23 protein-coding genes, 1 tRNA gene and 1 pseudogene are annotated in these 23192 nt (G+C 66.9%); 13 read left to right on the top strand and 12 right to left on the bottom strand.

Annotated features, from left to right (window positions below; all coding sequences use genetic code 11):
- Positions 1 to 7 precede the first annotated feature (7 nt).
- On the bottom strand, positions 8 to 694 hold the full coding sequence (locus C1737_RS12775; protein WP_199182831.1) for a helix-turn-helix domain-containing protein: 687 nt from the start codon (positions 692 to 694) through the stop codon (positions 8 to 10).
- Between the two features lie 251 nt (positions 695 to 945).
- Between C1737_RS12775 and C1737_RS12770 the strand changes: the two genes are divergently transcribed.
- The 3 genes from C1737_RS12770 (at position 946) to C1737_RS12760 (ending at position 3088) form a co-directional block, all read left to right on the top strand.
- Positions 946 to 1656 carry a nitroreductase family protein gene (locus C1737_RS12770; protein WP_102418567.1) on the top strand — a complete coding sequence of 237 codons (711 nt, stop codon included), beginning with the start codon at positions 946 to 948 and terminating at the stop codon, positions 1654 to 1656.
- A 46-nt stretch (positions 1657 to 1702) separates the two neighbouring features.
- Positions 1703 to 2743 (top strand): methyltransferase, encoded by a 1041-nt coding sequence (locus tag C1737_RS12765; RefSeq protein ID WP_102418566.1) that lies wholly within the window; start codon positions 1703 to 1705, stop codon positions 2741 to 2743.
- A gap of 268 nt (positions 2744 to 3011) precedes the next feature.
- A tRNA-Met gene (locus C1737_RS12760) sits at positions 3012 to 3088 on the top strand.
- A gap of 45 nt (positions 3089 to 3133) precedes the next feature.
- Here the strand turns inward: C1737_RS12760 and C1737_RS12755 are convergent.
- The 8 genes and pseudogenes from C1737_RS12755 to C1737_RS12730 form a co-directional block, all read right to left on the bottom strand.
- Positions 3134 to 4327 carry an IS481 family transposase gene (locus C1737_RS12755; RefSeq protein WP_102418565.1) on the bottom strand — a complete coding sequence of 398 codons (1194 nt, stop codon included), beginning with the start codon at positions 4325 to 4327 and terminating at the stop codon, positions 3134 to 3136.
- A gap of 127 nt (positions 4328 to 4454) precedes the next feature.
- Positions 4455 to 4661 carry a hypothetical protein gene (locus tag C1737_RS27150; RefSeq protein ID WP_233214865.1) on the bottom strand — a complete coding sequence of 69 codons (207 nt, stop codon included), beginning with the start codon at positions 4659 to 4661 and terminating at the stop codon, positions 4455 to 4457.
- Positions 4595 to 5182 carry an integrase core domain-containing protein gene (locus tag C1737_RS27145; protein WP_233214830.1) on the bottom strand — a complete coding sequence of 196 codons (588 nt, stop codon included), beginning with the start codon at positions 5180 to 5182 and terminating at the stop codon, positions 4595 to 4597. The genes C1737_RS27150 and C1737_RS27145 overlap by 67 nt, the downstream gene beginning before the upstream one ends.
- A gap of 142 nt (positions 5183 to 5324) precedes the next feature.
- A pseudogene (locus C1737_RS27375) lies at positions 5325 to 5528 on the bottom strand (helix-turn-helix domain-containing protein); the annotation flags it as partial.
- A gap of 150 nt (positions 5529 to 5678) precedes the next feature.
- Entirely contained in the window at positions 5679 to 6566 is an 888-nt protein-coding gene (locus C1737_RS12745; RefSeq protein ID WP_102418564.1) for a universal stress protein, read from the bottom strand.
- Between the two features lie 53 nt (positions 6567 to 6619).
- A complete protein-coding gene (locus tag C1737_RS12740) occupies positions 6620 to 7051 on the bottom strand; it encodes a DUF2267 domain-containing protein (protein ID WP_067926538.1) in 432 nt (143 codons plus the stop codon).
- A 306-nt stretch (positions 7052 to 7357) separates the two neighbouring features.
- Positions 7358 to 7846, bottom strand: a complete 489-nt coding sequence (locus C1737_RS12735; RefSeq protein ID WP_068093803.1) for a glutathione peroxidase — start codon at positions 7844 to 7846, stop codon at positions 7358 to 7360.
- 28 nt (positions 7847 to 7874) lie between these two features.
- A complete protein-coding gene (locus C1737_RS12730) occupies positions 7875 to 10613 on the bottom strand; it encodes a LuxR C-terminal-related transcriptional regulator (protein WP_102418563.1) in 2739 nt (912 codons plus the stop codon).
- A 306-nt stretch (positions 10614 to 10919) separates the two neighbouring features.
- Between C1737_RS12730 and C1737_RS12725 the strand changes: the two genes are divergently transcribed.
- The 10 genes from C1737_RS12725 (at position 10920) to C1737_RS12680 (ending at position 21065) form a co-directional block, all read left to right on the top strand.
- On the top strand, positions 10920 to 11594 hold the full coding sequence (locus C1737_RS12725) for a TetR/AcrR family transcriptional regulator (RefSeq protein ID WP_102418562.1): 675 nt from the start codon (positions 10920 to 10922) through the stop codon (positions 11592 to 11594).
- 288 nt (positions 11595 to 11882) lie between these two features.
- On the top strand, positions 11883 to 13175 hold the full coding sequence (locus C1737_RS12720; RefSeq protein WP_102418561.1) for an MCE family protein: 1293 nt from the start codon (positions 11883 to 11885) through the stop codon (positions 13173 to 13175).
- A gap of 56 nt (positions 13176 to 13231) precedes the next feature.
- Positions 13232 to 14416, top strand: a complete 1185-nt coding sequence (locus C1737_RS12715; protein WP_102418560.1) for a cation:proton antiporter — start codon at positions 13232 to 13234, stop codon at positions 14414 to 14416.
- Between the two features lie 87 nt (positions 14417 to 14503).
- Positions 14504 to 14770: a hypothetical protein gene (locus C1737_RS12710; protein ID WP_068098411.1), complete on the top strand. Its 267-nt coding sequence runs from the start codon at positions 14504 to 14506 to the stop codon at positions 14768 to 14770.
- A gap of 111 nt (positions 14771 to 14881) precedes the next feature.
- Positions 14882 to 15880, top strand: a complete 999-nt coding sequence (locus C1737_RS12705; RefSeq protein WP_102418559.1) for an NAD(P)H nitroreductase — start codon at positions 14882 to 14884, stop codon at positions 15878 to 15880.
- Between the two features lie 672 nt (positions 15881 to 16552).
- Positions 16553 to 17677 (top strand): 4Fe-4S dicluster domain-containing protein, encoded by a 1125-nt coding sequence (locus C1737_RS12700; protein WP_102419923.1) that lies wholly within the window; start codon positions 16553 to 16555, stop codon positions 17675 to 17677.
- Between the two features lie 19 nt (positions 17678 to 17696).
- On the top strand, positions 17697 to 18512 hold the full coding sequence (locus C1737_RS12695; RefSeq protein WP_102418558.1) for an FAD/NAD(P)-binding protein: 816 nt from the start codon (positions 17697 to 17699) through the stop codon (positions 18510 to 18512).
- Positions 18512 to 19279: an oxidoreductase gene (locus C1737_RS12690; protein ID WP_067919841.1), complete on the top strand. Its 768-nt coding sequence runs from the start codon at positions 18512 to 18514 to the stop codon at positions 19277 to 19279. The genes C1737_RS12695 and C1737_RS12690 overlap by 1 nt, the downstream gene beginning before the upstream one ends.
- On the top strand, positions 19276 to 20568 hold the full coding sequence (locus C1737_RS12685) for a Ni/Fe hydrogenase subunit alpha (protein WP_102418557.1): 1293 nt from the start codon (positions 19276 to 19278) through the stop codon (positions 20566 to 20568). Before C1737_RS12690 ends, C1737_RS12685 begins: the two co-directional genes overlap by 4 nt.
- On the top strand, positions 20565 to 21065 hold the full coding sequence (locus C1737_RS12680) for a hydrogenase maturation protease (protein ID WP_102418556.1): 501 nt from the start codon (positions 20565 to 20567) through the stop codon (positions 21063 to 21065). Before C1737_RS12685 ends, C1737_RS12680 begins: the two co-directional genes overlap by 4 nt.
- Here the strand turns inward: C1737_RS12680 and C1737_RS12675 are convergent.
- Genes C1737_RS12675 through C1737_RS12665 form a run of 3 tightly spaced genes read right to left on the bottom strand, consistent with a single transcriptional unit; the run spans position 21016 to position 23053 of the window.
- Positions 21016 to 21420 (bottom strand): DUF302 domain-containing protein, encoded by a 405-nt coding sequence (locus C1737_RS12675; protein ID WP_067919849.1) that lies wholly within the window; start codon positions 21418 to 21420, stop codon positions 21016 to 21018. The two genes, C1737_RS12680 and C1737_RS12675, sit on opposite strands and share 50 nt — an antisense overlap.
- Positions 21421 to 21437: 17 nt before the next feature.
- Complete coding sequence (locus tag C1737_RS12670) at positions 21438 to 22844, bottom strand: trypsin-like peptidase domain-containing protein (protein WP_233214744.1); 1407 nt, start codon at positions 22842 to 22844, stop codon at positions 21438 to 21440.
- A gap of 11 nt (positions 22845 to 22855) precedes the next feature.
- Positions 22856 to 23053, bottom strand: a complete 198-nt coding sequence (locus tag C1737_RS12665; protein WP_142393457.1) for a hypothetical protein — start codon at positions 23051 to 23053, stop codon at positions 22856 to 22858.
- Between the last annotated feature and the right edge of the window lie 139 nt (positions 23054 to 23192).

Below are 23192 nucleotides of genomic sequence, written 5' to 3'. Positions count from 1 at the left end.
GGCTGTCTCAGGACACCATGCGATGCATGTCGGACTGGATGAGTTTGGCGACGCGGTCCAGCGGCCGCCTGAACGATTCGAGGTCTTTTCGCATGGGGAGAGCCAAAGCGACGATCCCGGGCTCTCCCGAGGGAAGCGCAAACGGAGTGGCAATGCACGAGCACTCTGGGTGTACCGTCCCGTACTCGGATGCCATGTGCCCGCGGTAAAGCGCTTGAGAGGCAGCGGATTCCGGGCTCTCGGCACCCAAGGACTGCTGTGAGGGGCTCAAGACGCCGGAAACGCCCGACCCATACGCGCGGCACATGGCTCTCAATCGGTTCCCCGGTGCGTCGTACAGAAATATTGACGCCTTAGTGGCCAGCGACATGAATCGCATCCGGGGTTGTGCCACGGCGGCCAGGTCGTGGCGCCGGCGGTCCAATTTATGCAGGCCCGCGGCGAAGGTCCACCTTCGGTTCTCACGCTGCACGACGTTCTCTTGTTCGAGCTGCTGAAGTAGCCTGTGCACCGTGGTTTTGGGGATACCCGTCTCCGAGGCGAGTCGTGTAACCCCGACCGGGTGCTGTTGAATCCGGCCGAGCGCTCGGAGTAGCGCAAAGGCGCTGTGCACCGCACTGGTGGGCACAGATCCCGGTTCGACCGATCTGAATAACCCATCGGCCGAGAAATCATCAAAACTTTCCGATCCCACTGGACGATGATAGCTAATCCTCGATCCGAATGCGGACCCGATAGACGCCATGGCCCGCTACCGAAACGCTGCGCGTGATCTTTCAGAGTTGCTGTCGTACAGCGGTATATCGCGCTGCGCTGAGCCGTTCCGGTCATCGGAACAGCCGTTCGGTCGTTTCGGCGCGGAGGGTCAGGATCATCCTCGAAACATCGTTTTCGCCATCGGGGAAATAGCGCGTCGGCGGGAGCTCTTCAGAGAGGAGGCGGTCAATGGATATCTATGAAGCGCTCTACACCACCAGAACAATGCGGCGGATGCGGCCGGATCCGGTTCCCCTGGATACTCAGGTACGCATCCTTGATGCGGCGATCCGCGCGCCCAGCGGCGCCAACACGCAGCGCTGGCATTTCCTCGTTGTCGATGAGCCGGCGCTCAAACACGCGTTGGGCGAGTTGTATCGGCGCGCCAACGAGATCGAGCACGAAGAGTTCAGGACCGGGAGAATGGCTGTGCAGGCGCCGGGCCGGGATCGCGCCGTCTACGCCGACACTCTGCGGCAGGTCATCCGATCCGGGGACTACCTGGCCGATCACTTCGACGAAGTCCCTTTGCTGCTCTTCGTTTTCGCAATCGACGACCATGGCGGCGCAAACATCTTCCCGGCCATCTGGAGCGCGTTGCTCGCCGCCCGCGCCGAAGGCGTCGGCGGCGCCATGACAACGCTGCTGCGCTACTTCCCGGACGAGGTCAACGACATATTGGGCGTGCCGGCCGACCAGGGGTGGACGATGTCGGCCATGGTGGCCCTCGGCTATCCGCTTGGCCGATGGGGAGTTGCGACCAACCGCTATCCGGTGCATGAGGTTTCTTCACGCAACCACTGGGACGCACCTTTCGGCGCCGAAGTCCCGCAACCACTGTGGCCCATGCGTGATGGGCAGCCCTTCGAGGCCAAACTGCAGCTGGGCAGCATCCACTGAGTCCCGACGTTTTCGCCTTTCGCGGCAGCCGAACTGAGGAGATCGCATGAGAATTTCTGAGGCACCGTCCTTCGACCAACCTACGTCTTCCCCGGCACGGGCGATGCAGGAGTTACTGCTCGGGGCGTGGGTATCGCAGACGATCACCGCAGTGGCCGACCTGGGAGTGGCGGATGCGCTCGCCGACGGGCCATTGCAACTCGATGAACTCGCCAACAGAGTGGGAGCCCATCCGGACGCCTTGCGCCGGGCTCTGCGGGCACTGATCGGCAAGGGGATATTCGCTCAACGCGACGACGGTCGCTATGAGCTGACTCCCCGAGCAGACACGCTGCGCTCGGACGCCCCGGTATCTGTGGCGGCCCTGGCCCGATTCGTGGGTGCACCGCAGCACCGTGAACACTGGAGCCTGCTGACGCGGGCCATCAGGACCGGGACATCGCCGGTCACCACGCTACGCGGTCAAGACTTCTTCGCCTATCTGCGCGACGAGCCCGAATTCAGCGCGATTTTCAACGAAGCGATGACGGGATTGTCGGCGTATATAGACGGACCGCTCGTCGAGGCGTACGACTTCACGCCATACCGCACGATCGTCGATATCGCGGGCGGCCACGGCCGTCTGCTCGCTGCCATCCTGAAATCGGCACCGAATGCGCAGGGCGTCCTGTTCGACCTCCCGGACGTGGTAGCGGACGCGCCATCCCTGTTGCGGAAGTTCGATGTGACGCATCGGGTTCGGCTCGTCGAAGGCTCGTTCTTCGACGAGGTCCCCGCCGGGGGCGATGTGTACGTGCTCAAGCAGATAATCCACGACTGGCCCGACGAGGCCGCCTTACGCGTCCTGCACAACGTGAGAAGGGCGGCGGCCACCGACGCATCGTTGCTGCTCGTCGAGGCCATAATCCCGGAGCACCACGGTGACGTCATCGGCAAGGTCACCGATATCGAGATGTTGCTGGTCAATGACGGGCAAGAAAGAACCGCAGCCGAGTACCGCCGACTGCTTGACCAAGCCGGATTCGAAATGACTCGAGTGATCGCCACCGGAACGGACTTCAGCATCGTCGAGGCACGCGCAATCTAGAGCCAGCCCGGCGATTCGCTACGTCACGGCTACCAGAAATGGTCACAAGCAGGTGCCACCGAGATCATCATCGAACCCTCAGGCCCCGCACCGCATGCGAACTCGAGACATTCATTTCAGCCGTCCGCGGCCAGCCTGACGTGTGACTGAAAGCCCGCTGGCGTCGGCGCGACTCGGCGAACTGACGCGCGTTCGGCGTTGAAAAACGAGCTGGTCAGGCCGCGATTTGGCTGGCGCGACGCGAGTTCGGTAACCTGTCATTTACCAACGCGGGGTGGAGCAGCTCGGTAGCTCGCTGGGCTCATAACCCAGAGGTCGCAGGTTCGAATCCTGTCCCCGCTACCATTGTGATGTCCCGAGACACCGTTGACAGGTGTCTCGGGACATCATTTACATGTGGGGCCTGTTGGTGGGGCTGTTTTCGGGTTTTACTCCGCGTGGTTGGTAGTCGCGGGTGGGATCGAGTGTGAGTTTGCGGATCAGTTGGCCGGTGTCGCGTGCCAGGACGCGGATGTCGAGGTCGTTGATGAGAACGATGACGTGGGTGCCGCGTAGGTGTTTGGACAGTCCGATGTGGTGGAGGCGGCTGTTGTAGCGCACGGTGATGGCGCCGGCGGCGTCGATGGTGTCGTGGCGGACGCGGAAGTGCGGCGGGATGTGGTAGCCGGTGGGGAAGGCTTTGGGTCGGCTGGCGAAGGCCTGGCGTGGGGTGTTGCGGCGTAGGGCTCGGTGGGGTCGGGTGGTGTTGTAGTAGTCGACGAATTCGTTGAGGTGGCTTTGTAATTCGGCGATGGTTGCTGCTGGGGGCAGGGCGGTGAGCCGCTTTTTGAGTGTTTGGTGGAAGCGTTCGACCTTGCCGCAGGTTTGTGGGTGGTAGGGCCGGGAGTTGATGTAGTTGATGCCCAATTCGCCGAGCAGGATTTGCAGTGCGGTGCGTCCGCCGCGGCGCGGTGTGGCGGTGAAGACCGCACCGTTGTCGGTGAGCAGGGCTGCGGGGGTGCCCCAGGTGGTGAAAGCGTGGGTGAAGGCGTGCACGACGTCGGGGCCGGTGATGGTGCGCTGAGCGAGGGAGGCGATCGCTAGGCGGGAGTGGTCGTCGATGATGTTGAGGATCTCGACTCTGGTGCGGTTGGCCAGCTGCCAGTGGGTGACATCGGCTTGCCAGCATTGGTTGGGTAGGTCGGCTTCGAAGCGTTTCCAGCTTGAGCGTGGCCGTTTTTGGGGTTGGGGGGTGATGAAGCCGCGTCGGCTCAGGACGCGCCAGATGGTGGCGACTGCGGGAACGGTGGTGATGGCGGAGTCGCGGGCGAGGTGTTCGGCGATGGTGGCGGCTCCGGCGTCGTAGCCCTGTTTGTGCAGGGTCTTGCGAAGCCAGATGATGCGTTCTTCCACCTGAGGATCCAGGGCGCGGGGGTTGGTGTGGGGCCGGCGTGAGCGCGGCTCGAAGGCAGCTGCACCTTCGGTTTCGTAGCGTTTGACCAGTTGGTGGACCCAGTAGCGGGAGACCTCATAATTGCGGGCAACCTCGCTTTTGCTGCGCCCTTCCAACACGACCGCGGTGATGACGAGCTGCGCCTTGGACATGGCCGACCTCCACACACAACGAGGTGTCAACTATGTCCCGAGACAGCTGCCAACTATGTCGTGAAACCAGACACTGTCCCCGCTACCATGTGATGTCGCAAGACATCGGAATAGCCGTGGACCTGCTTTAGGTCTGCGGTTTTTTCCGTGTGGGGCCTTTGGGGGCGCCGGTGGGTTGGTAGTCCCTGGTGGGGTCGAGGGTGAAGTCGCGCAGGACTTCTCCGGTGGCGGCGTTGATGACGGTGATGTGGTGGTCCTGGGCAAGGATCAGGACGCGGGTTCGGTAGTGGTGTCGGCCGATGCCGATGTGGTGCAGGCGGCCGTTGACGCGCAAGGTGATGGATCCGGCTTGGTCGACGCGGTCGGTGCGTACGCGGTTGTGGGTGTCGATGCGGGTTGCTGGGTCGGCTTTGGGTCGGCTGGTGTAGATGGTAGGGCGCGGTGGGGTCGGCGGTGGTTGTATTCGTCGGTGAAGGCGTCGAGTTGGGTCTGGAGCTCGGCGATGGTGGTTGGGCGTGGTTGGCCGGTGAGCCACTTTTTGAGGGTTTGGTGGAAGCGTTCGACTTTTCCGCAGGTGGTGGGGTGGTTGGGGGTGGAGTTGATCTGGGTGATGCCATGGCGGTGCAGTTGGGCTTCGAATCCGTTGCGTCCACCTGTGCCGCCGGCGAAGCGGGTGGTGAACACCATGCCGTTGTCGGTCAGGGTGGAGTACGGGATGCTGTGCTCGGCAATGGTTTTGGTGAATTCGGTGACGACGATGGCGCCGGTGATGCGGCGGTGGGCGGTCACCGAAAGCGCCAGGCGTGAGCAGTCGTCGAGCCAGCACAGGATTTCGACGTGGGTGCCGTTGGCCAGGCGCCAGTGGGTGAAGTCGGCTTGCCAGCGTTCGTTGGGTTGGTGGGCGGCGAAGCGGATGTAGGACGACTTGGTGCCAGGCGATGGTGTGTGGTCCGGCGTCGAGTCCTTTGCCGGCCAGGGTATGGCGCAGCTCGATGACCAGGTCGATGGTGGTTTGAGGTAGCCGTCGTGGGCTGGTGTGCGGCCGCCGTGATCGCGGTTGGAACGCGGCGTCGCCTTCGACGGTGTAGCGCTTGATCAGCCGTGAGATCCAGCCCTGAGAGACCCCGTAATCGCGGGCGACCTGCGATTGCGAACGGCCTTCGACGAGCACTGCGGTGATGACCAGACGAGCCTTCGACACCAGCTGAAACTGGCTGATTCACCTATTCCGATGTCTTGAGACAGCCCATTCCGATGTCTTGGAACACCACACTGTCCCCGCTACCAGCGAGACGGCCCCGGAGGAGACTCCGGGGCCGTCTTCGTGTCAACAGTGAGTGAATCTACACCGCTATGGCTCGCGGGCGACGATCACCACCGATTGCGCCGCGCGCGCGACGGCAGTGCTCACCGAGCCCAGCAGCATGCCGGCGAATCCGCCGCGACCGTAACTGCCGACGACGACGAGTTGTGCGGACTCCGAGTGCTCGATAAGTTGGCGAGCCGGCTGATCGCGCACCACCACAGGTCGCACCGCGACATCGGGGTAGCGCTCCTGAAATCCGGCGAGCCACTCGGCCAGCGCCTGTTGCGCCTGCACTTCCATCATCTCGAGATCCAGACCCGGCACTTCCGAGAGGCTGACGTCCGACCACGCATGCAGTGCCATCAACTCCACGCCCCGGCGAGAGGCCTCATCAAAGGCGATCTCCGCCGCCAGTTTTGATGCGGCCGAACCATCGATTCCCACCAGCACCGGCGCCTGCGGGCGCGGAGGGGCCTCATCATGGACGACCGCGACCGGGCAATGCGCATAGTTCACAAGGCCGGTGCTGGCCGAGCCGAACGGGACCCGGCTGAACGCGCCTTCGCCCCGGCATCCCACGACCATCATGTCCGCAATCTTGGACTCGTTGACGAGCGTGGAAACGGTGGGGCCATGTACCACCACGCTGTAGACGAACGGCGGGCCATGGTCGGCGGTGCTGTCGGCGACCACCTTGCGCGCGTCTTCGAGAATTCGTCGCGCTTTGTCGTCCTGGTGCTCCAAATAGTCTTGAGGAATCGGGATCGCCGGCCACGGCGCAACCGCCGGGACGACCGGTGCGATGACGTGCATGAGTGTGAGCGGAACATTGCGTATCGCAGCATCGCGAGCCGCCCAGTCGACCGCCGCCATCGACGAGGCTGATCCGTCAACGCCGACCAAGATGCCACGATGGGTTTCGTGCCCCGGCATTCTTTTCCCCGTATCTGTCGTTAGGCGATGAGAAATTGCATGACGCGCGAAGTTCAGTGCTGGGGTTGCAGTATCTTGCGAACTTCTATGGGGAGCTGACCCAGGGCCTTGTCGATCTGGGCGACCGGCAGATGGTGCAAGGCGGCCGCGGTCGTGGCTGCAGCGGCTTTGCGAACGTCGTCGGGGGCGATATTCGCCTCGCGCGCGAACCGGATGGTGTAAGCGTGGGCGTCGTACTTGTCGGGTACGGCATCGGGGTTCCATCCCTGGTAGAAAATTCCCCTGATCAAGTCGGGGAGCTGTGCCGCAAAATGAGCGCTCGCCTCTACAGTGAGCCGATCACGCAGGGTATGTAGCCAGGCCCGCAGGACTCGGTAGGCGAACTCGCGATCCTCGGTCTCGAACTCCTTCGCGACATCGTTGATCCAGGTGTGCGCGGAATCGATTGCGTGATCGAGCGCGGTGACCTTGGTCTTCGTTGACATGGTTGCCTCCGGCTCTAGTCGAGGACGAAGGTGACCAGCATGTTGACGCGAGCGACGCTGCCTCCCGACATGATGACCTCCCACGGTCGATGTTGAATGCTCCCAGATTGCTCCGGTGCGACCGAAGCAAAGAAGGGGCGATGTACTCCACGACGGAGGACTTTCGGCCACTCGAGCATCGTTGCCCGATCTGTGAGGGCGAAACGGAGCCGGTTTCGATCGGTTTTGTGCATCGGGACGGCGAAAATCAATCAGCGAGCCCGCCCGACGGCTAGCCGCACCGACCTCGGAGGTTCGTGCCGCCGTCTAACGGGGCAGCACGGCCTCGATGGCGCTGATGACTTCGGGGGCGTCGGGCTCGGTGCGGGGGCGGAACCGGCGGACCACCTCACCGCCGGGCGAGATGAGAAACTTCTCGAAGTTCCACTGGATGTCTCCGGCCTGGCCGGCGGCATCGGCGGCTTTCGTCAGCTCGGCGTAGAGCGGGTGGCGGTCATCGCCGTTGACGTCGGTCTTCGCCAGCAGCGGGAACGTCACCCCGTATGTCGTCGAGCAGAACTCCCGGATCTCCTCGGCCGTGCCCGGTTCCTGGCCCATGAACTGGTTGCAGGGGACGCCGACGACCGTCAGGCCGCGGTCACCATAGTCCTTCGCCAGCTTCTCCAGCGCCGTGTACTGCGGGGTCAGTCCGCACTTGGAGGCCACATTCACGACCAGCGTTGCGCCGTCGGACAATTCGGCCAGCGTGGTCGGCCGGCCATCGAGGGTGGTCAGTGCGATGTCGTTGAGGGTCACGCCGACGACGCTAACGCAATGCGACCGATTAGGGCAGCAGCCCTCGTCGCCTGGCCTCGGAGACCGATTCCCCGCGCCTGGCGGCGCCCAGCTTGATGTAGATGCCCTTGAGATACCACTTGACCGTGTTGATAGTGACCCCCAGATTGCGGGCGATCTGCTTGTTCGACAGGCCGCGGTCCAGGAGCCGCAGTACCTCGAGTTCGCGAGCGTTCAGCGGTTCCTCGGGCGTCGGGGCGCGGTCATCGGCGCGGGCGATAACGGGGATGGCCGCGTTCTTCGCGTCGGCGTGGGCGGTGGCCAACAATCGCGAGAGATACTCGGGCGGGACCTGGGGAAGCGTGGCCGGCCAGTGGCGGGTGCGACTGGCATCGCGAAGAGCGCCGACGATTTTCAGGATCTCCGGCCCCGCGTCGACGATGGTGCGCAGCAGTCCGGCCTCCGCGCCGAGGAGCAGCACGGGCGCCAGCGTTTCGGCCGCGGCTTCGGTGTCACCGGTCAGGCAAAGCACCCGGGCCAGTTCGATGGTGCTGACGGCCGCGGCGTAACGCCATCCGGCGGCGGCGCTTTCGTGATGTATCCGGGACAGCAGATCGTGGGCTGCGCCGTAGTCGCCTCCGGCACAGCAGATTTGCGCCTGCATGCCGAGCCGGTAGTGCCGGGTGGCCATGCCGATGCCGTCCACCCCGTCCGGTGTGCCGCCGCCCCGGCGGTCGAGGGTGTGTTGCGCGCGGGGGGTGTCGCCTAAGGCGAGGTGCAGACGCACGCACTCGTAGTCGAGCGCGGCCGACAGCCTGGGCAGACAAAGGTGTTGGGCCGCAATGTATCCCTCGTCCAACACGCAGATCGCGTCATCGATGTCCCCGCGCAGGACCTTGATGCGGGCCAGTGTGCCGTAGGTCGCGATCATGAAGTCGACGACACCGCTCTCGGCGCCCAGCTCGTGGCACCGTTCCAACAGCCGTTCGGCCGTGTCGATTTCACCGCGTTCGTAATGCAGCCTGCCCAGCAGCGCCCCCGCCAGCCGGGCCGCGTGCGAATGTGGGCCGGCTTCGTTGCGGGCCAGCACAAGGGCTTCCGTGTAGCGGTTCTCGGCGGTCGTCAGGTCGAGTTGGGCGAACGCGGCCAGGCCCGCGAAGCATCGCCCGTACACGCCGGCGAAGGGGCCGCCCGCTGTCTCGTGAAAGGCGTTGGCCCATCGCTGGCGTGCCTGGGCGCTCTGATAGGCGAAGGTATGGATGTCGACGAAGGTGGCGATGTTGGCGGACACGGCCACCAGAAATGGCCGGTATGGCGGGTTCTCCACCAGGTAGGGCGCGACGAGGGCGGCGGCGCGGTCGATGCGATCGCCGTACACGTCGGTGCAGGCCTGCACCACGTCGGCCTCGCCGAGTATGCCCGCGCTGACGTCATCGGCCGCCGGGGCCAGGGCGGAGCGAACGTGGTTCAGCGCCACCTGCACCTCCGGGGCCCGGTGCAGCAGGCAGTGGGCCCACGCGATGGCGATCTGCAGGTTGGGCCTGCCGGCCAGCGACGTCTTCGGCAGCTTGTTGACCAGCCCGAGCAGGGTGGCCATCCGGCTGTGTTCGACCAGGGACATGGCTTGGCGTTCCACCAGTTCCACCGCGCCGGCGGCATCACCTGCGGCCATCGCGTGCGTCACCGCCTCGCCGAGCAGCCCGCGCTCGGCGAACCAGGCCGACGCGGTGCGGTGCAGGTCGACTACCCATTCGGGATGATCGCATTCCAGTCGCCGGCGCAGGTGGTCGGCGAACAGATGGTGGTAGCGAAACCACTCGCGGTTTTCGTCGAGGGGCCGCAGGAACATGTTGCGGCGCTCGAGTTCTTCGAGGATCGACTGCCCCCGGGGCTGACCGGTGAGCGCCGAAGCGAGTTCGCCGCAGAGGCGATCGCAGATCGAGGTGGTCAGCAGGACCCGGAGCAGGTCGGCCGGTAACGCGTTGAGCACGTTTTGGGCCAGGTAGTCACCGATGGAACTGTGCCGGCCGGAGAAGGCGGCGATCAGCGCCGAGGGATCTTCGCTGTTCCGTAGCGACAGTGTCGCCAGTTGCAGGGCGGCGACCCAGCCGTCGGTGCTCGACCACAGTCGGCGCACGTCGTCGTCGTTGAGCCCCAGGGCATTCAGGCCGAGGAATGCCGCGGACTCTTCGCGGTCGAAGCGCAGCTGCGCGCTGTCGATCTCGATGACCTGGTTGCGCACCTTCAGCTTGGCCACGGCCGGCGCACGGGTCCGGCTGGTGATGATCAGGTGCAGATTGTCGGACCCGACGTCGAAGAGGAACTCCAATGCCCCTGCGGTGTCGACGTTCTCGATGAGGTGCCAGTCGTCCAACACGACCGCCAACGGTCGGCGGTATTCGGCGATCCGGTTGACGAGTTCGGCCAGCACGTAACGCCGGGCGTTGCCGGTGTGCTGTTCGAGGAGCTCGCTCAGGTTGGCGGCCAGCGACGGTTCGACGCGCCGAACCGCCTCGATGAGATGCGCCAGGAAGGACACCACGTCGTTGTCGTCGCGGTCCAGACTGAGCCACGCCACCGGCACCCCGTCGGCCTGGAGCGCCCGCTGCCATTGCACGGCCAGGGTCGTCTTGCCGAACCCGGCCGGGGCGTGGATCAACGCCAGCCGCTTGGCGCGGCCGGACCGCAGCAGCTCGATGAGCCGCGCGCGGGCTACCAACCCGTCGTCGTAGGCGGGGGATTGCACCCTGGTAGCCACCACCTGCCTCGGTTGGGCTCCCGTAGCCATCCCCATCGCCTCGCCTCGAGCCCGGGTCTCACGTAGCGCTTAGTGTAGTGAGCCGGGCCGCACCGACGGTTCCCCAGACTCCGCCACCCATTCGGGTAGCCGGAGCAGAAGTACGGGTGGAGGTGACGCCAAACCGCCGCTCGAGCGGCTACCGTTGGATCGCTTGGTTTTGCCGGCGCGGGGAGGCGACTGTCGTGACGAATCACACGACGCCATGACGACCATCACCGATGAAGCCGCACCGGGTACGGCCCGGGTCGGCGTATCTCGGCCGTCCGTGACGTACCCCGGGCGGACGCCCTAGCCATGGCGGGCCCCTCCGCCGATGCGACCCGCCGACAGATCATTCGGGCGGCCTCCCATCAATTCGCACGCCGGCCCTATCACGAGGTGGGCCTCGACGACATTCTCGCCGAAGCCGAATTGACCAAGGGCGCGCTGTATTTCCATTTCAAGTCGAAATACGCGTTGGCACTCGCGGTCATCGACGAACAGACCACCGCGGTGGCAGCCGCCGTGCGGGACCTGCTGACCCGGGGTCTTTCCGGGCTGGAGACGCTGATCGACTTCTCGTTTCTGGTAGCGGTCCAAGACATCAAGTCGGATCGGTTCCGGGCGGCGCTGAACCTGATCGAGTCGGCGGGCCAATCGGAGGGTTCGCATCAGGGTCTGTTCGACCAATGGATCGAGGACTTGGCCGCGGTCGTGGAACAAGCCATCGGTGAGGGCGACATCGCCGAAGGCTGTGCCCCCGAGGATGTGGGGCGAATGATGTTGTCGGTCCACATGGGGCTGCGGAAAGCGAGCAGTCTGGACGAGCCGGAGCGGTTCTTGCACGACGTGCAGAAGTGCTGGACCCTGCTGCTGAACGGAATCCTGCAGCCCGATCGCAGCGAGTATTTTCATCAATTCCTGCGGCGGCGGACGGCGCTTGCGGTGCAGCAGGCCCCGGTTTTCCATCGCGAGAGCGCCGCCGGTTAGACGGTCGGATCCCCGTCGCGGCGGCAACTGATCTTTGACGGGCGCGCGAGCCGTTTGCCGATTGGATTGGTGCACCGCCATTTTCCCCGTCCGGCCGCCGCCGGGTTCGTCCGCTCGGCCGGACTGTGATTCTGCGAACGGCGGTTCGCATGAAAAGCGGCCGCCAAGGTACATTCCTGTGGTCTTCGTTATTGCATGTGTGTACAGAGCCCCTGACAGGGGGAGGTTTCGCCGCGGCACCGGGACGCGGCGCAGAGGTGAGGGGCGCTGGTGACCACGTCTTCCCCGGTGCAGATCAATTCCCAGCGGCTCCCGCCGTACCGGTGGATCGCCGTCGCCGTGCTGGTGATCCTGGCCCTCGTCTTCACCCTGGTCTACGTGCAGTTCCGCGGCGGCTTCACACCGAAGACCGAGTTGACGATGTTGGCGTCGCGGGCCGGGCTGGTGATGGATCCGGGTTCGAAGGTCACCTACAACGGGGTGGAGATCGGCCGGGTGGGCAACATCGCCGAGACGGTGCGCGATGGCAAGCCGGCCGCCAAGTTCACCCTGGAGGTCTATCCGCGGTACCTGTCGCTGATTCCGTCCAACGTGAACGCCGATATCAAGGCGACCACGGTGTTCGGCGGCAAGTACGTGTCGCTGACCACCCCGAAGAATCCGTCGCCGCAAAAACTCAGCCCGCACACGGTGATCGACGCGCGGTCGGTGACCACCGAGATCAACACGCTGTTCCAGACCGTCACCTCGATCGCGGAGAAGGTGGATCCGGTCAAGCTGAATCTGACGCTGAGTGCGGCCGCGCAGGCGTTGACCGGGCTGGGTGACAAGTTCGGGCAGTCGGTGGTCAACGCGAACGCGATCCTCGATGACGTCAATCCGCAGATGCCGCAGGCGCGTCATGACATTCAGCAGTTGGCCGGGTTGGGTGACACCTACGCCAACGCGGCGCCGGATCTGCTGGACTTTTTGAGCAACGCGGTGATCACCTCGCGCACGATCAATGCGCAGCAGAAGGATTTGGACCAGGCGTTGTTGTCGGCGGCCGGGTTCGGCAACACCGGCGCCGACATCTTCAACCGGGGTGGGCCGTATCTGGCGCGCGGGGCCCAAGACCTGGTGCCCAGCGCCCAGCTGCTGGACACCTACAGCCCCGCGATCTTCTGCACGCTGCGCAACTACCACGACGCCGCGCCCCTGACGGGTGCCTCCGAAGGCGGGTTCAACGGCTACTCGCTGAACATGAACACCGAGGCGCTGTCCGGGCTGGGGTTGCTGGCCAACCCGGTGTCGGCGGTGGCCACCCTCGCCAGCCTGGTCGGCGGGCTGGCCGGCGTGGTCGGCGGCGCACCCAACCCGTACACCTACCCGGAGAACCTGCCGCGGGTGAACGCGCACGGCGGGCCGGGGGGCGCCCCGGGCTGCTGGCAGCCCATCACCCGCCACCTGTGGCCCGCACCGGAATTGGTGATGGACACTGGCAACAGCATCGCGCCGTACAACCACCTCGATACCGGATCGCCGTACGCGATCGAGTACGTGTGGGGACGCCAGGTCGGGGACAACACGATCAATCCCTAGAACCGCGCCCCGAAGAATGCAGAATGTCCTGATGCTGGCGCGCGGGGACCGCTGACGTGCCGGGGTTTGGCTTCCACACCCTGGCCCTGCTGACGGCCATCGGGTTGGCCGGTCCGCTGCTGGCCGCGCTGCCGCGCCTTCGGATACCGGTGGTCATCGGTGAGCTGATCGCGGGGCTCGTCGTCGGCCGGACCGGTTTGAACGTCGTCGACGTGACCAACCCGACGTTCCAGCTCCTCGCCAACGTCGGCTTCGCCCTGGTCATGTTCGTCGTGGGCACGCACGTCCCGGTCGGCGCCGGCACGCTGCGCGCGTCCCTACCGCAGGCGCTCACGCGGGCGGCGCTGGCCGGCGCCGTCGCGGCGGCGTTCGCCGCCGGGCTGGCGGCGGCCTTCGGGACCGGCCACACGGCCATGTACGCGGTCCTCATGGCCTCGTCGTCGGCGGCGCTGGCACTGCCGGTGATCGACTCGCTGCGGCTGCGGGGGCCGCAGGTCATTGCCGTCACGGCGCAGATCGCGGTCGCCGACGCGGCCGGTATCGTCCTGCTGCCGTTGGTGATCGACCTCCGGCATGCGGGCGCCGCCGCACTGGGCGCGCTGGCGGTGGCCGGCTGCTCGGTGCTGCTGTATGTGGTGTTGCGCCGATCCGACGCCGGCGGCTGGCGGCGCCGCATGCACGTCTACTCCGAGAACCACCGGTTTGCGCTCGAACTGCGGACCAACCTCATCGTGCTGTTCGCCCTGGCGGCGCTCGCCGTCAGCACGCACGTGTCCGTCATGCTCGCCGGCTTCGCGGTGGGCCTGGTGCTCGGCATGGTCGGCGAACCGCGACGGCTGGCCCGCCAGCTGTTCGGGATCACCGAGGGGTTTTTCAGCCCGCTGTTCTTCGTCTGGCTGGGCGCCTCGCTGCAGGTGCGCGAGCTGGGTGCCCACCCGAAACTCATCCTGCTCGGCGCGGGCCTGGGGCTCGGAGCCGTGCTGGCGCATTGCGCGGGCAGGTTGCTCGGCCAACCGTTCACCCTGGCGGTGCTCTCGGCGGCTCAGCTCGGCGTGCCGGTGGCCGCCGCCACCATCGGTACCGAGGAACACCTGCTGGTCGCCGGTGAAGCCTCCGCGCTGATGTTCGGCGCCTTGCTGACGATCGCCGCCGCCTCGATCGCCGGCGCGGTCGCGTCGCGCAACCAGGTGACCAAAGGCCCTTCCGCCGCGGGACCTCCGCATCCTCGAACGCACGACTGAAGCACTCGCCATCCGGTTGCGTTCGGCCCTGTGGCCGCAACCGGCTGAGTGGTCGGATGGAATCCACGCTCGATCGAGGAGGCCGTGATGAGATTCACCACACGACGCCACCACCTGCGGCCCCTGCCGACCGCGACGATGTTCCGGGTTACCGATCGCCTGCACTGCGGGCGCACCGTCCGGGTGCCGGGCCACGAGATCGCCCCCCTCGTGACGGCATGGCTGGCGGAGCTCGGCGCCCACAGCCCCCTGGTCGACGAGCTGGCACGGGCGGCGTGCGTGGGTGACTGGGCAGTCGCCTATGCCATCGGCGATCAGCTGTCCGTCGACGTGGTGATCTCGGCGGCCGCGTAGCGAGGGGATTGGCCCAAAGTCCCTCGGCCTAGTGCCGTCCTGCTCTCGCCGGGCGGGCAGCAAATCGGCAATCGTAGACAGTACGAAGCGATATCGAAGGGAACGACCGCCATGAACACCCGCTTTCCGGATGCCGGCACGGTCCGGACGGTCTTGAGTTTGGCATCCCGGGCACCCTCGGTGCACAACACCCAACCGTGGCGGTGGCGCGTGGACGCGGCGAGTCTGCATCTTTATTCGGACGCGAGCCGGCAGCTGCCCAACACCGACCCGGACGGCCGGGACCTCATGCTGAGTTGCGGTGCGGCGCTGCATCACTGCGTCGTCGCGCTCGCGGCGGTCGGGTGGCTTTCCAAGGTGACCCGGCTCCCCAATCCCGCCGACCCCAGCCACCTGGCGGCCATCGAACTCTCGCCACACCGCGCGGATACCGTCGACATCGCGCTGGCCGCCGCGATACCGCGGCGCCGGACCGACCGCCGCTACTACAGCTCGTGGCCGGTGCCAGTGGGCGATGTCGCCCTGATGGCGGCGCGGGCGGCGCGAAGCGGCGTGACCCTGTGCCAAGTCGAAGACCTCGACAATCTGCGCAACATCGTCGCCCAATCCGTCCGGGATCACTTGAGCCAGGACTACCTTGCCGAGCTCACGACATGGAGTGGGCGTTACGCGTCGGTGGCCGGCGTCCCCGCGCGCAACACGCCGGTGCCCGATCCGGCAGCGAAGATTCCGGGCCGGTTCTTCGCCGGGGCGGTATTGGCCATGCCGCCGGACTCGTCCTCGGCCGACGACAACGCCGTCGTCCTTGCCCTGGGCACCCGCAACGATGACCGCCTGGCCCAGCTGCGGGCCGGCGAGGCCACCAGCGTCGTACTCCTCACCGCGACGTCGCTGGGGCTGGCCAGCTGCCCGGTGACCGAACCGTTGGAGACGCCCGAAACGCGCGCGGCGGTCCAGTCCGACATCTTCGGCGACAGCAGCTACCCGCAGATGCTGCTCCGGGTGGGCTGGGCGCCGATCAACGCCGACCCCTTACCGGCGACACCGCGGCGCGAGCTGTCGGACTTCGTCGAGTGGGCGGTCGATCACGAACATCAGGTCGTCCACTGAGACGGCGAAATCACTCAAAACGGTTGCGGCGCAGAGGACATCATGGACACGTTCACCTTGGACCCGCGCCGCTGGCGGGTCGCCCGGCTTTTCGGTCGTAACCCGTTGCTGCGCCGGACGGACCGCATCGAGGCCCTGGTCGTTCTGGTCGCGCTGGTCGTGACCCTGATCGCCGTCCCCGTCGCCGGTGTGGTCGGCGCGGTGACCTACGAGGCGCGGGATCGGGTGTACACCAGGGAGGCGCACGAACGCCACCGCGTGATGGCAAGGGTGGTCGAGGCCAGGGCCGAGGACCTGGGTCTGACCGTCGTGCAGGCGAAGTGGCCGGGCCCGACCGGCGAGCGTGGCGGGACACTGGAACTCGCCGAGCGCGCCGAGGCGGGGGGAACCGTGGAGATCTGGGTGGACCGGGACGGTGTTCCGGTGGTCGCGCCCACCCCGACCTGGCTCGCCGCGGGCGAGGCGGTCGGCGTGGCGATGGTGACCGCGCTAGCGGCGACCATGGTGATGGCGACACTCGTCGCCGTCGTGCGGTCGCGGCTGGACCGGGCTCGCGACGCCCTGTGGGAACGTGACCTCGAGCTGTTCGCAAAGACACTGGTAGGCACTGGTAGTCCATGGCCCCGTTGTCAACCCCTATACAGCACAGTCGAATTGGCGGATGATGTGGCGATGAGCGGACACGGCGACCATTCCGATGCCGCATCGTTGGACACCGTCGGGCTGCACCGCCTTGTCGAGGTGCTGATCGAGCGCGGATACCGCGTCGTCGGTCCGACGTTGCGGGATGACGCCATCGTCCTCGACGAACTGGATTCCGCGGCGGACCTGCCGTGGGGGTGGGGCGTCGACGTGGCCCCGGGGCATTACCGGGTGCGCCGGCGCGACGACGACGCGGCCTTCGGGCATTCGTCGGGGCCCCAGTCGTGGAAGCAGTTCCTGCACCCCCCGCGGCGCCGGCTGTGGTCCGGCAGCCGGGACGGGTTCAGCACCGCCGATTCCGACGAGGAGGTTCCGCGGTACGCGTTCCTGGGAGTGCGTGGGTGTGACCTGGCCGCGATCGCGACGCTCGACCGGGTCCTCGGCCGCGGCCAGTTCCCCGACAACTCCTTCGTCCGCCGGCATCGGCAGGCCTTCGTGGTCGCGGTGAATTGCACGGAGCCGGGTGGGTTGTGCTTCTGCGCCTCGATGGGCACCGGCCCCGCGGCCGGACCGGGCTACGACCTGTCCCTGACCGAGCGGCCCGACGGCGATGGTGTGACCTACGTGGTCGAGGTGGGCACCGACGAGGGTGCCGACGTCCTTGCGGCCGTTCCCCATCGGGTCGCCGACGACGCCGAGATCGATTCGGCGCACGCCGCGGTGCAGGCCGCTTCGCACCGGATGGGCCGCGCGATGCCGGACGCCGACCTGCGCAACCTGCTGATCGAACACCGCGAGTCGCCGCAGTGGGAGGAGGTCGCCAGTCGCTGCCTGACGTGCGGCAACTGCACGATGGTGTGCCCCACCTGCTACTGCACCACCACCGAAGACGTCAGCGACCTGACCGGCGAGCATGCCGAGCGCTGGCAGCACTGGGCGTCGTGCTACGAGTTCGATTTCACCTACGTGCACGGCGGCGGCAGCGTGCGCCAGTCCCCGGAGTCGCGATACCGGCACTGGATCACCCACAAACTGGGCACCTGGCACGACCAGTTCGACATGTCCGGCTGTGTCGGCTGCGGGCGGTGTATTGCCTGGTGCCCCACCGGGATCGACATCACCGAAGAGATGAACAAGATGGCCCGCGATGACTGACGGCCCACCACCGTCCTCGATGGCGCCCAACCCCTACCGGGTACGCAGCCGCGTCGTGGAAAGCCCCGATTCGGCGACACTGTGCCTCGACCCGCTCGGCGAAGTCCTGCGCACGCCGCAGCCCGGGGAGTTCATGATGCTGTATGCCTTCGGCATCGGGGAGGCGGCGATCTCGATCAGCGGCGACCCCACGGTCACCGACGGCTCGATCACGCACACCATTCGCGCGGTCGGGGCGGTGAGCCGCGCCCTGCACGACGCGCAGCCGGGTGCCGTCATCGGGGTGCGGGGCCCGTTCGGCACCACCTGGGGGCTCGAGGAGGCCGCCGGGCGAGATCTGGTCATGGTCGCCGGCGGCGTCGGATTGTGCCCGCTGCGCCCGGCGGTGCTGGGTGCGCTGGCGGGCCGGTCCCGCTACGGCACGCTGACCCTGATCGCGGGCGCCCGCTCGCGCGAGGACTTCGTGTTCGCCGCCCAGCTCGAGAAGTGGTCCGCCGACCCGCAGATCGAACTGCACTTGACGGTCGACGTCCCGGTCCACGGCTGGCGCGGCGAAGTCGGCCTGGTCACCGAGCCGCTGAAGCGGCTCGCGCTGAATCCCGGCCGCACCACCGCGTTTCTGTGTGGCCCGGAGCCGATGCTGCGGTTCGCCGCGGAGGCGTTGTTGGCCAAAGGCATGGCCGCCAACGATATTCGGGTATCGCTGGAACGCAACATGCAATGCGGGATCGGAACGTGCGGCCACTGCCAGCTGGGCCAGTTGCTGGTGTGTCGCGACGGGCCGGTCGTCGGTTACGACGTCGCCGGTCCGCTACTGGCAGTCAAGGAGCTGTAATGGGCCCCACTCTGGCCGTGTGGAAGTTCGCGTCCTGCGACGGTTGCCAGCTGACGCTGCTCGACTGCGAGGACGAGCTGCTGACCCTCGCCGACCAGGTGCAGATCGCCACCTTCGCCGAGGCGTCGAGTTCGATGGTCGGCGGACCCTACGACGTGTCGCTGGTCGAAGGGTCCGTCACCACCCATCACGACGCGCAACGGATCCGCGAGATCCGCGAGCAATCCAAGGTGCTGGTCACCATCGGCGCATGCGCGACGGCCGGGGGAGTGCAGGCGCTGCGCAACTTCGCCGACGTCGACGAGTTCGCCTCCGTCGTCTACGCTCGGCCCGACTACATCGACACGCTGGCGACGTCCACCCCGGCGGCCGCGCACGTCAAGGTCGATTACCAGGTGCAGGGCTGCCCGATCGACCGCGGCCAGCTGCTGGATACCCTCGCCGCGCTGCTGATCGGGCGCAAGCCGCGGCTGCCGGCCAAGACGGTGTGCACCGAGTGCAAAATGCGCGGGGTGACGTGTGTCCTGGTTGCCGACGGCACCCCGTGCCTGGGGCCGGTCACCCACGCCGGCTGTGGGGCGTTGTGCCCCAGTCATCGTCGTGGCTGCTACGGCTGTTTCGGCCCGGCGGCGACGCCGCAGATCGGAACACTGATTCCGCTGCTGCGCCGCGACGGGATGTCCGACGGTGATGTCGACCGGGTGTTCTCGACGTTCAACGTCGCGAAGTTCGCCGCCGAACGAGACAGTGCGCGGAGCAAGCCGTGAACCCGGAGACCCGCACGCTGTCCGTCGGCACCCTGACCCGCGTGGAAGGCGAAGGGGCGCTGCATGTCACGCTGAAGGACGGCGCGCTGCAGACCGTCGAATTGAACATCTACGAGCCGCCACGATTTTTCGAAGCGTTCCTTCGGGGGCGCGCCTACACCGAGCCGCCGGATCTCACCGCCCGGGTATGCGGAATCTGCCCGGTCGCGTACCAGGTGAGCGCCTGCAACGCGATCGAGAGCGCCTGCGGTGTGGAGGTGGATCCAGAGCTCGTCGCGCTGCGCCGGCTGCTGTACTGCGGCGAATGGATCCACAGCCACATGCTGCACATCTATCTGCTGCACGCACCCGACTTCCTCGGCTACCCCGACGCGATCGCGCTGGCCCGCGACGAGCGCGAGATCGTCGAACGCGGCCTGCGACTGAAGAAGGCGGGCAATGCGCTGATGGACTTCGTCGGCGGGCGGTCGATACACCCGATCAACGTGCGCCTGGGCGGGTTCTACTCGGTGCCCAGCCGGTCGCAGTTCGCCCCCGTCGCCGAGCAGTTGCGCGGCGCGCTGGACGACGCGGTCGCGACGGTCGAGTGGGTGGCCGGTTTCGACTTTCCCGACCTCGAGCTCGACCATGAGATGTTGGCGCTGAGCCGCAGCGGCCGGTATCCGATCGAGAACGGCGTCATCGCGCGCAGCGCCGGGGAGCCGTTTCCCGTGACCGATTTCACCGAGCACGTGCGTGAGTCCCAGGTGCCCCACTCCACCGCCCTGCACGCGACACTGGACGGCGGCCGCTACATCACCGGCCCCTTGGCGCGCTACAGCCTGAACTCGTCGGCGCTTTCACCGATCGCGGCCCAGGCGGCCGCGGCGGCCGGGCTCTCGGGTGAATGTCGAAACCCGTTCCGCAGCATCATCGTTCGTGCCGTCGAGGTCGTCTACGCGATCGAGGAGGCGCTGCGCATCATCGACGAATACGAGCGGCCGCCACGGCCTTTCGTCGACGTCCCGGCCCGGCCGGGAACCGGGCACGGCGTCAGCGAGGCGCCCCGCGGCCTGCTGTATCACCGCTACGACATCGATCACGCCGGGCTGGTCTCCGCGGCGGAGATCATCCCGCCCACGTCGCAGAACCAGGCCGCCATCGAAGCGGATCTTGCCCGGGTGGTGTCCGACAACCTCACCCTCGATGACGCCGCGCTGACTTCCCTGTGCGAGCGGGTGATCCGCAGTTACGATCCCTGCATTTCCTGCTCGGCGCACTTCCTGACCCTGACGGTGCAGCGGCAGTGAGCGACGATGACCGACCGGTCGCCGTGATCGGGCTCGGCAACTGCTACCGGCGCGACGACGGCGTCGGTGTCGCCGCCGCCACCGCGCTCGGCGACCTCGCTTGGCCGAACGTCGTTGTGACAACCGGCATCGCGGAGCCGACCGGTCTTCTCGAGGCCTGGACGGGCGCGGGGCTGGCCGTGGTCATCGACGCGGCGGTCGCCGACAAAGCCACGCCGGGCCGCATCCATCGCTATGACCCGACCGGATTGCCCGACCAGCCCGACGGATTGAGCTCGCACCGCGTCGACGTCGGCCGCACCCACGCGTTGGGCCGGGCGCTCGGACGGGTGCCCGACGCGGTGGTGGTCTTCGCCGTAGAGGCCGCGGACACCGGCCCGGGCACCGGGCTGACCCCGCGGGTCGCCGCGGCCGTGCCGGCGTTGGTCGACATGGTGGCCGCCGAGATCAACGGCTTTCGGTCAGCGAGGCGATCGCGGCGCGCAGGTTCGCGCTGAGTTCGGCGGCGAGGGCGATGAGCGCCGGCTCGCCGGTGACCCCGATCAGGAGCCCGGGATCCATCGCCTCGACGATCACCACTCCCGCGGCGCCCGGGTCGCCGCGCACCAGCACGTTGCACGGCAGTATGAGTCCGATCTCGCGATCCACACTGATGGCTCGATGCGCCACGGCCGGATTGCACGCGCCCAGGATCCGGTAGTCCTCCATGTCCACCCCGACCTGATCGCGCAGCGTCGCCCTGACGTCGATTTCGGTCAGGGCGCCGAACCCGTTCTGCGCCAGGGCCGTTCGGGTGCGCAGCACCGCGTCGTCGAACCTGGTCGCCAATCTGGTTGACAATGCGGCGTTCATCGCGATGTACGCGTCGGTCAGGAGATGAGCCCGGTTCCCCGCGCCGCCGTGGGGGCCTCGATGTGTTTGCCGCAGTTCGGGCAGAACCGTTCGCTCGGATGGTGTTCGGCCCCACAATGAGCGCAGAAGTGGGGTTCCTCGGCGACCAGCTCGTGCCTGGGCATCAGGCGAAGGGGTTGGACGTCGGGTTCCGGCGGAATCCGGCGGTGCGTCCTGAGCCCCAGGAACGTCAGGCCGGCACCCAGGCCCAGCACCGCCACCACACTGACCACGAGATACCACAACAGGTTTCGGCCGCTCAGCGAGGAGAAATCGCCGTATTGTTGGCGCAGGTTGGCCGCGTTGGTCCGGAGGTCGTCGAGGCCGGGGTAGCCGGGCGACATGGCCAGCGTCTGGTCGAATTCGTCGATCGCAGCGGTGTAGCGACCCGCGTAGAAGTCGGCGAGCCCTTTGCGATAGGACCGGTCGGCGGGTCCGAGCGTCGGCTTGACGCCCTTGCTCGCCAGTATCGCGGCCACGCCGTCGGCCGGCGCGATGAAATTGAACGGCTGCGTCTCGCCTGCGGGCGCGAAGCTGTTCAGGCCGAGCACCTTGCCATTCAGCCCGATCGTTGGGCCGCCGCTCATGCCTTCGGTCATCGCGGCGTCGATTTCGTACGCGGGGTTCGACCCCGCGATGGTCTTCTTGTTGACCTTGCCGCTCTTGTACGTCGGGTCGAGCGAAGCGCCGGTGACGGTTTGGGTGCTCTCGGGGAAGCCCACCGCCAGAACGGGCGTACCGATGGTGACGTCGGCGTCGACGTCGAGCTCGGACGACGGAAGGTTGCCCTTGGCCACCTTGAGAAGTGCGGCGTCGCCCTTCCCGAGCGGCCGGAAGTCGACGACGTTGGCCACCACCTTGTCGGTGAGTTTCGTTCCGCTGCCGGACATCAGCGTGATGCCCACGTGGGGGCCTTGGCCGGGCGTGTCGCCTTCCACCCTGGCGTTCTTCTGCAGCCACTCCACAGTGGTCGCCGGATCGCTGGACTCGGGCGCGTCCGGAAACTCGCTGCGATATTCGTCGGCGGCGCGCTTGAGGATCAGTTGCGTGGCGCTCGCCGGGTCGACGCAGTGACCCGCCGTCGCCACCCAGCCGTCGGGGTTGACGACGAAAGCCGTGCAGTTCCAGGTGGCCAGGAAAGGCATGCTCGCACCTCGCCCGAACTGGGACAGGACCTCACCGCTGGGCAGCCGGACCAGGCCGTACCCTTCACCGGCGAGGTACATGATGGCCGGCCGAATCAGGGCCGCGGCCCGTTCCTCCGGCTTGGGTTGCGGACGCCCGCTGTCGGCGGCGGCCATGCCCGGCGTACCCGCCCACAGCATGAGGGCGGCCGCCGACAATGCCATCGTTCGACCCAGTGTCCTGCGGGCCCGCGTACCCATCAGCTCTCCCGTCATGGCAGGGGCCGCAGCAGCGGTGCTCGAGTCGGATGGGCCGGGCGGCCCATCGACGACGGATGACGGTGGATCGCCTCGAGCAGCTCGGCGGCGTGTCGTTGGGCCGAGGTCCATGCGGGATTCAACTCGAGGACGATCACTTGCGCGCCGGTAACGCACGCCACGGTGTTGCGCTCCGCTGCGGGAGCTGTCACGGTCACATCCCCTATTCCAGCCGTTCGCCGGACGCGTCGATAGGGACCGAAGTCCCGAGCGCGAAGGACCTCCGTTTGTCCCCGTTCCGGTGCTTCACCAGCGGTGATGACGCAAAGTGACCAAGGCCCCGCGCCGCGG

It is taken from the genome of Mycobacterium sp. 4858, from assembly GCF_900240975.1.
In the GTDB taxonomy this organism is placed as follows: domain Bacteria; phylum Actinomycetota; class Actinomycetes; order Mycobacteriales; family Mycobacteriaceae; genus Mycobacterium.
Note: the sequence above shows the minus strand (reverse complement) of the source record. Positions and strands in the feature narration are given on the sequence as shown.

What these genes read in the sequence shown, in the direction of transcription:
- C1737_RS12755 (WP_102418565.1), bottom strand. Translation starts at nt 4,327, where the DNA reads ATGTCCAAGGCGCAGCTCGTCATCACCGCGGTCGTGTTGGAAGGGCGC.
- C1737_RS12675 (WP_067919849.1), bottom strand. Translation starts at nt 21,420, where the DNA reads ATGAACGCCGCATTGTCAACCAGATTGGCGACCAGGTTCGACGACGCG.
- C1737_RS12725 (WP_102418562.1), top strand. Translation starts at nt 10,920, where the DNA reads ATGGCGGGCCCCTCCGCCGATGCGACCCGCCGACAGATCATTCGGGCG.
- C1737_RS12765 (WP_102418566.1), top strand. Translation starts at nt 1,703, where the DNA reads ATGAGAATTTCTGAGGCACCGTCCTTCGACCAACCTACGTCTTCCCCG.
- C1737_RS12740 (WP_067926538.1), bottom strand. Translation starts at nt 7,051, where the DNA reads ATGTCAACGAAGACCAAGGTCACCGCGCTCGATCACGCAATCGATTCC.
- C1737_RS12695 (WP_102418558.1), top strand. Translation starts at nt 17,697, where the DNA reads ATGGCGCCCAACCCCTACCGGGTACGCAGCCGCGTCGTGGAAAGCCCC.
- C1737_RS12670 (WP_233214744.1), bottom strand. Translation starts at nt 22,844, where the DNA reads ATGGGTACGCGGGCCCGCAGGACACTGGGTCGAACGATGGCATTGTCG.
- C1737_RS12700 (WP_102419923.1), top strand. Translation starts at nt 16,553, where the DNA reads ATGAGCGGACACGGCGACCATTCCGATGCCGCATCGTTGGACACCGTC.
- C1737_RS12745 (WP_102418564.1), bottom strand. Translation starts at nt 6,566, where the DNA reads ATGCCGGGGCACGAAACCCATCGTGGCATCTTGGTCGGCGTTGACGGA.
- C1737_RS12710 (WP_068098411.1), top strand. Translation starts at nt 14,504, where the DNA reads ATGAGATTCACCACACGACGCCACCACCTGCGGCCCCTGCCGACCGCG.
- C1737_RS12690 (WP_067919841.1), top strand. Translation starts at nt 18,512, where the DNA reads ATGGGCCCCACTCTGGCCGTGTGGAAGTTCGCGTCCTGCGACGGTTGC.
- C1737_RS12705 (WP_102418559.1), top strand. Translation starts at nt 14,882, where the DNA reads ATGAACACCCGCTTTCCGGATGCCGGCACGGTCCGGACGGTCTTGAGT.
- C1737_RS12770 (WP_102418567.1), top strand. Translation starts at nt 946, where the DNA reads ATGGATATCTATGAAGCGCTCTACACCACCAGAACAATGCGGCGGATG.
- C1737_RS12730 (WP_102418563.1), bottom strand. Translation starts at nt 10,613, where the DNA reads ATGGCTACGGGAGCCCAACCGAGGCAGGTGGTGGCTACCAGGGTGCAA.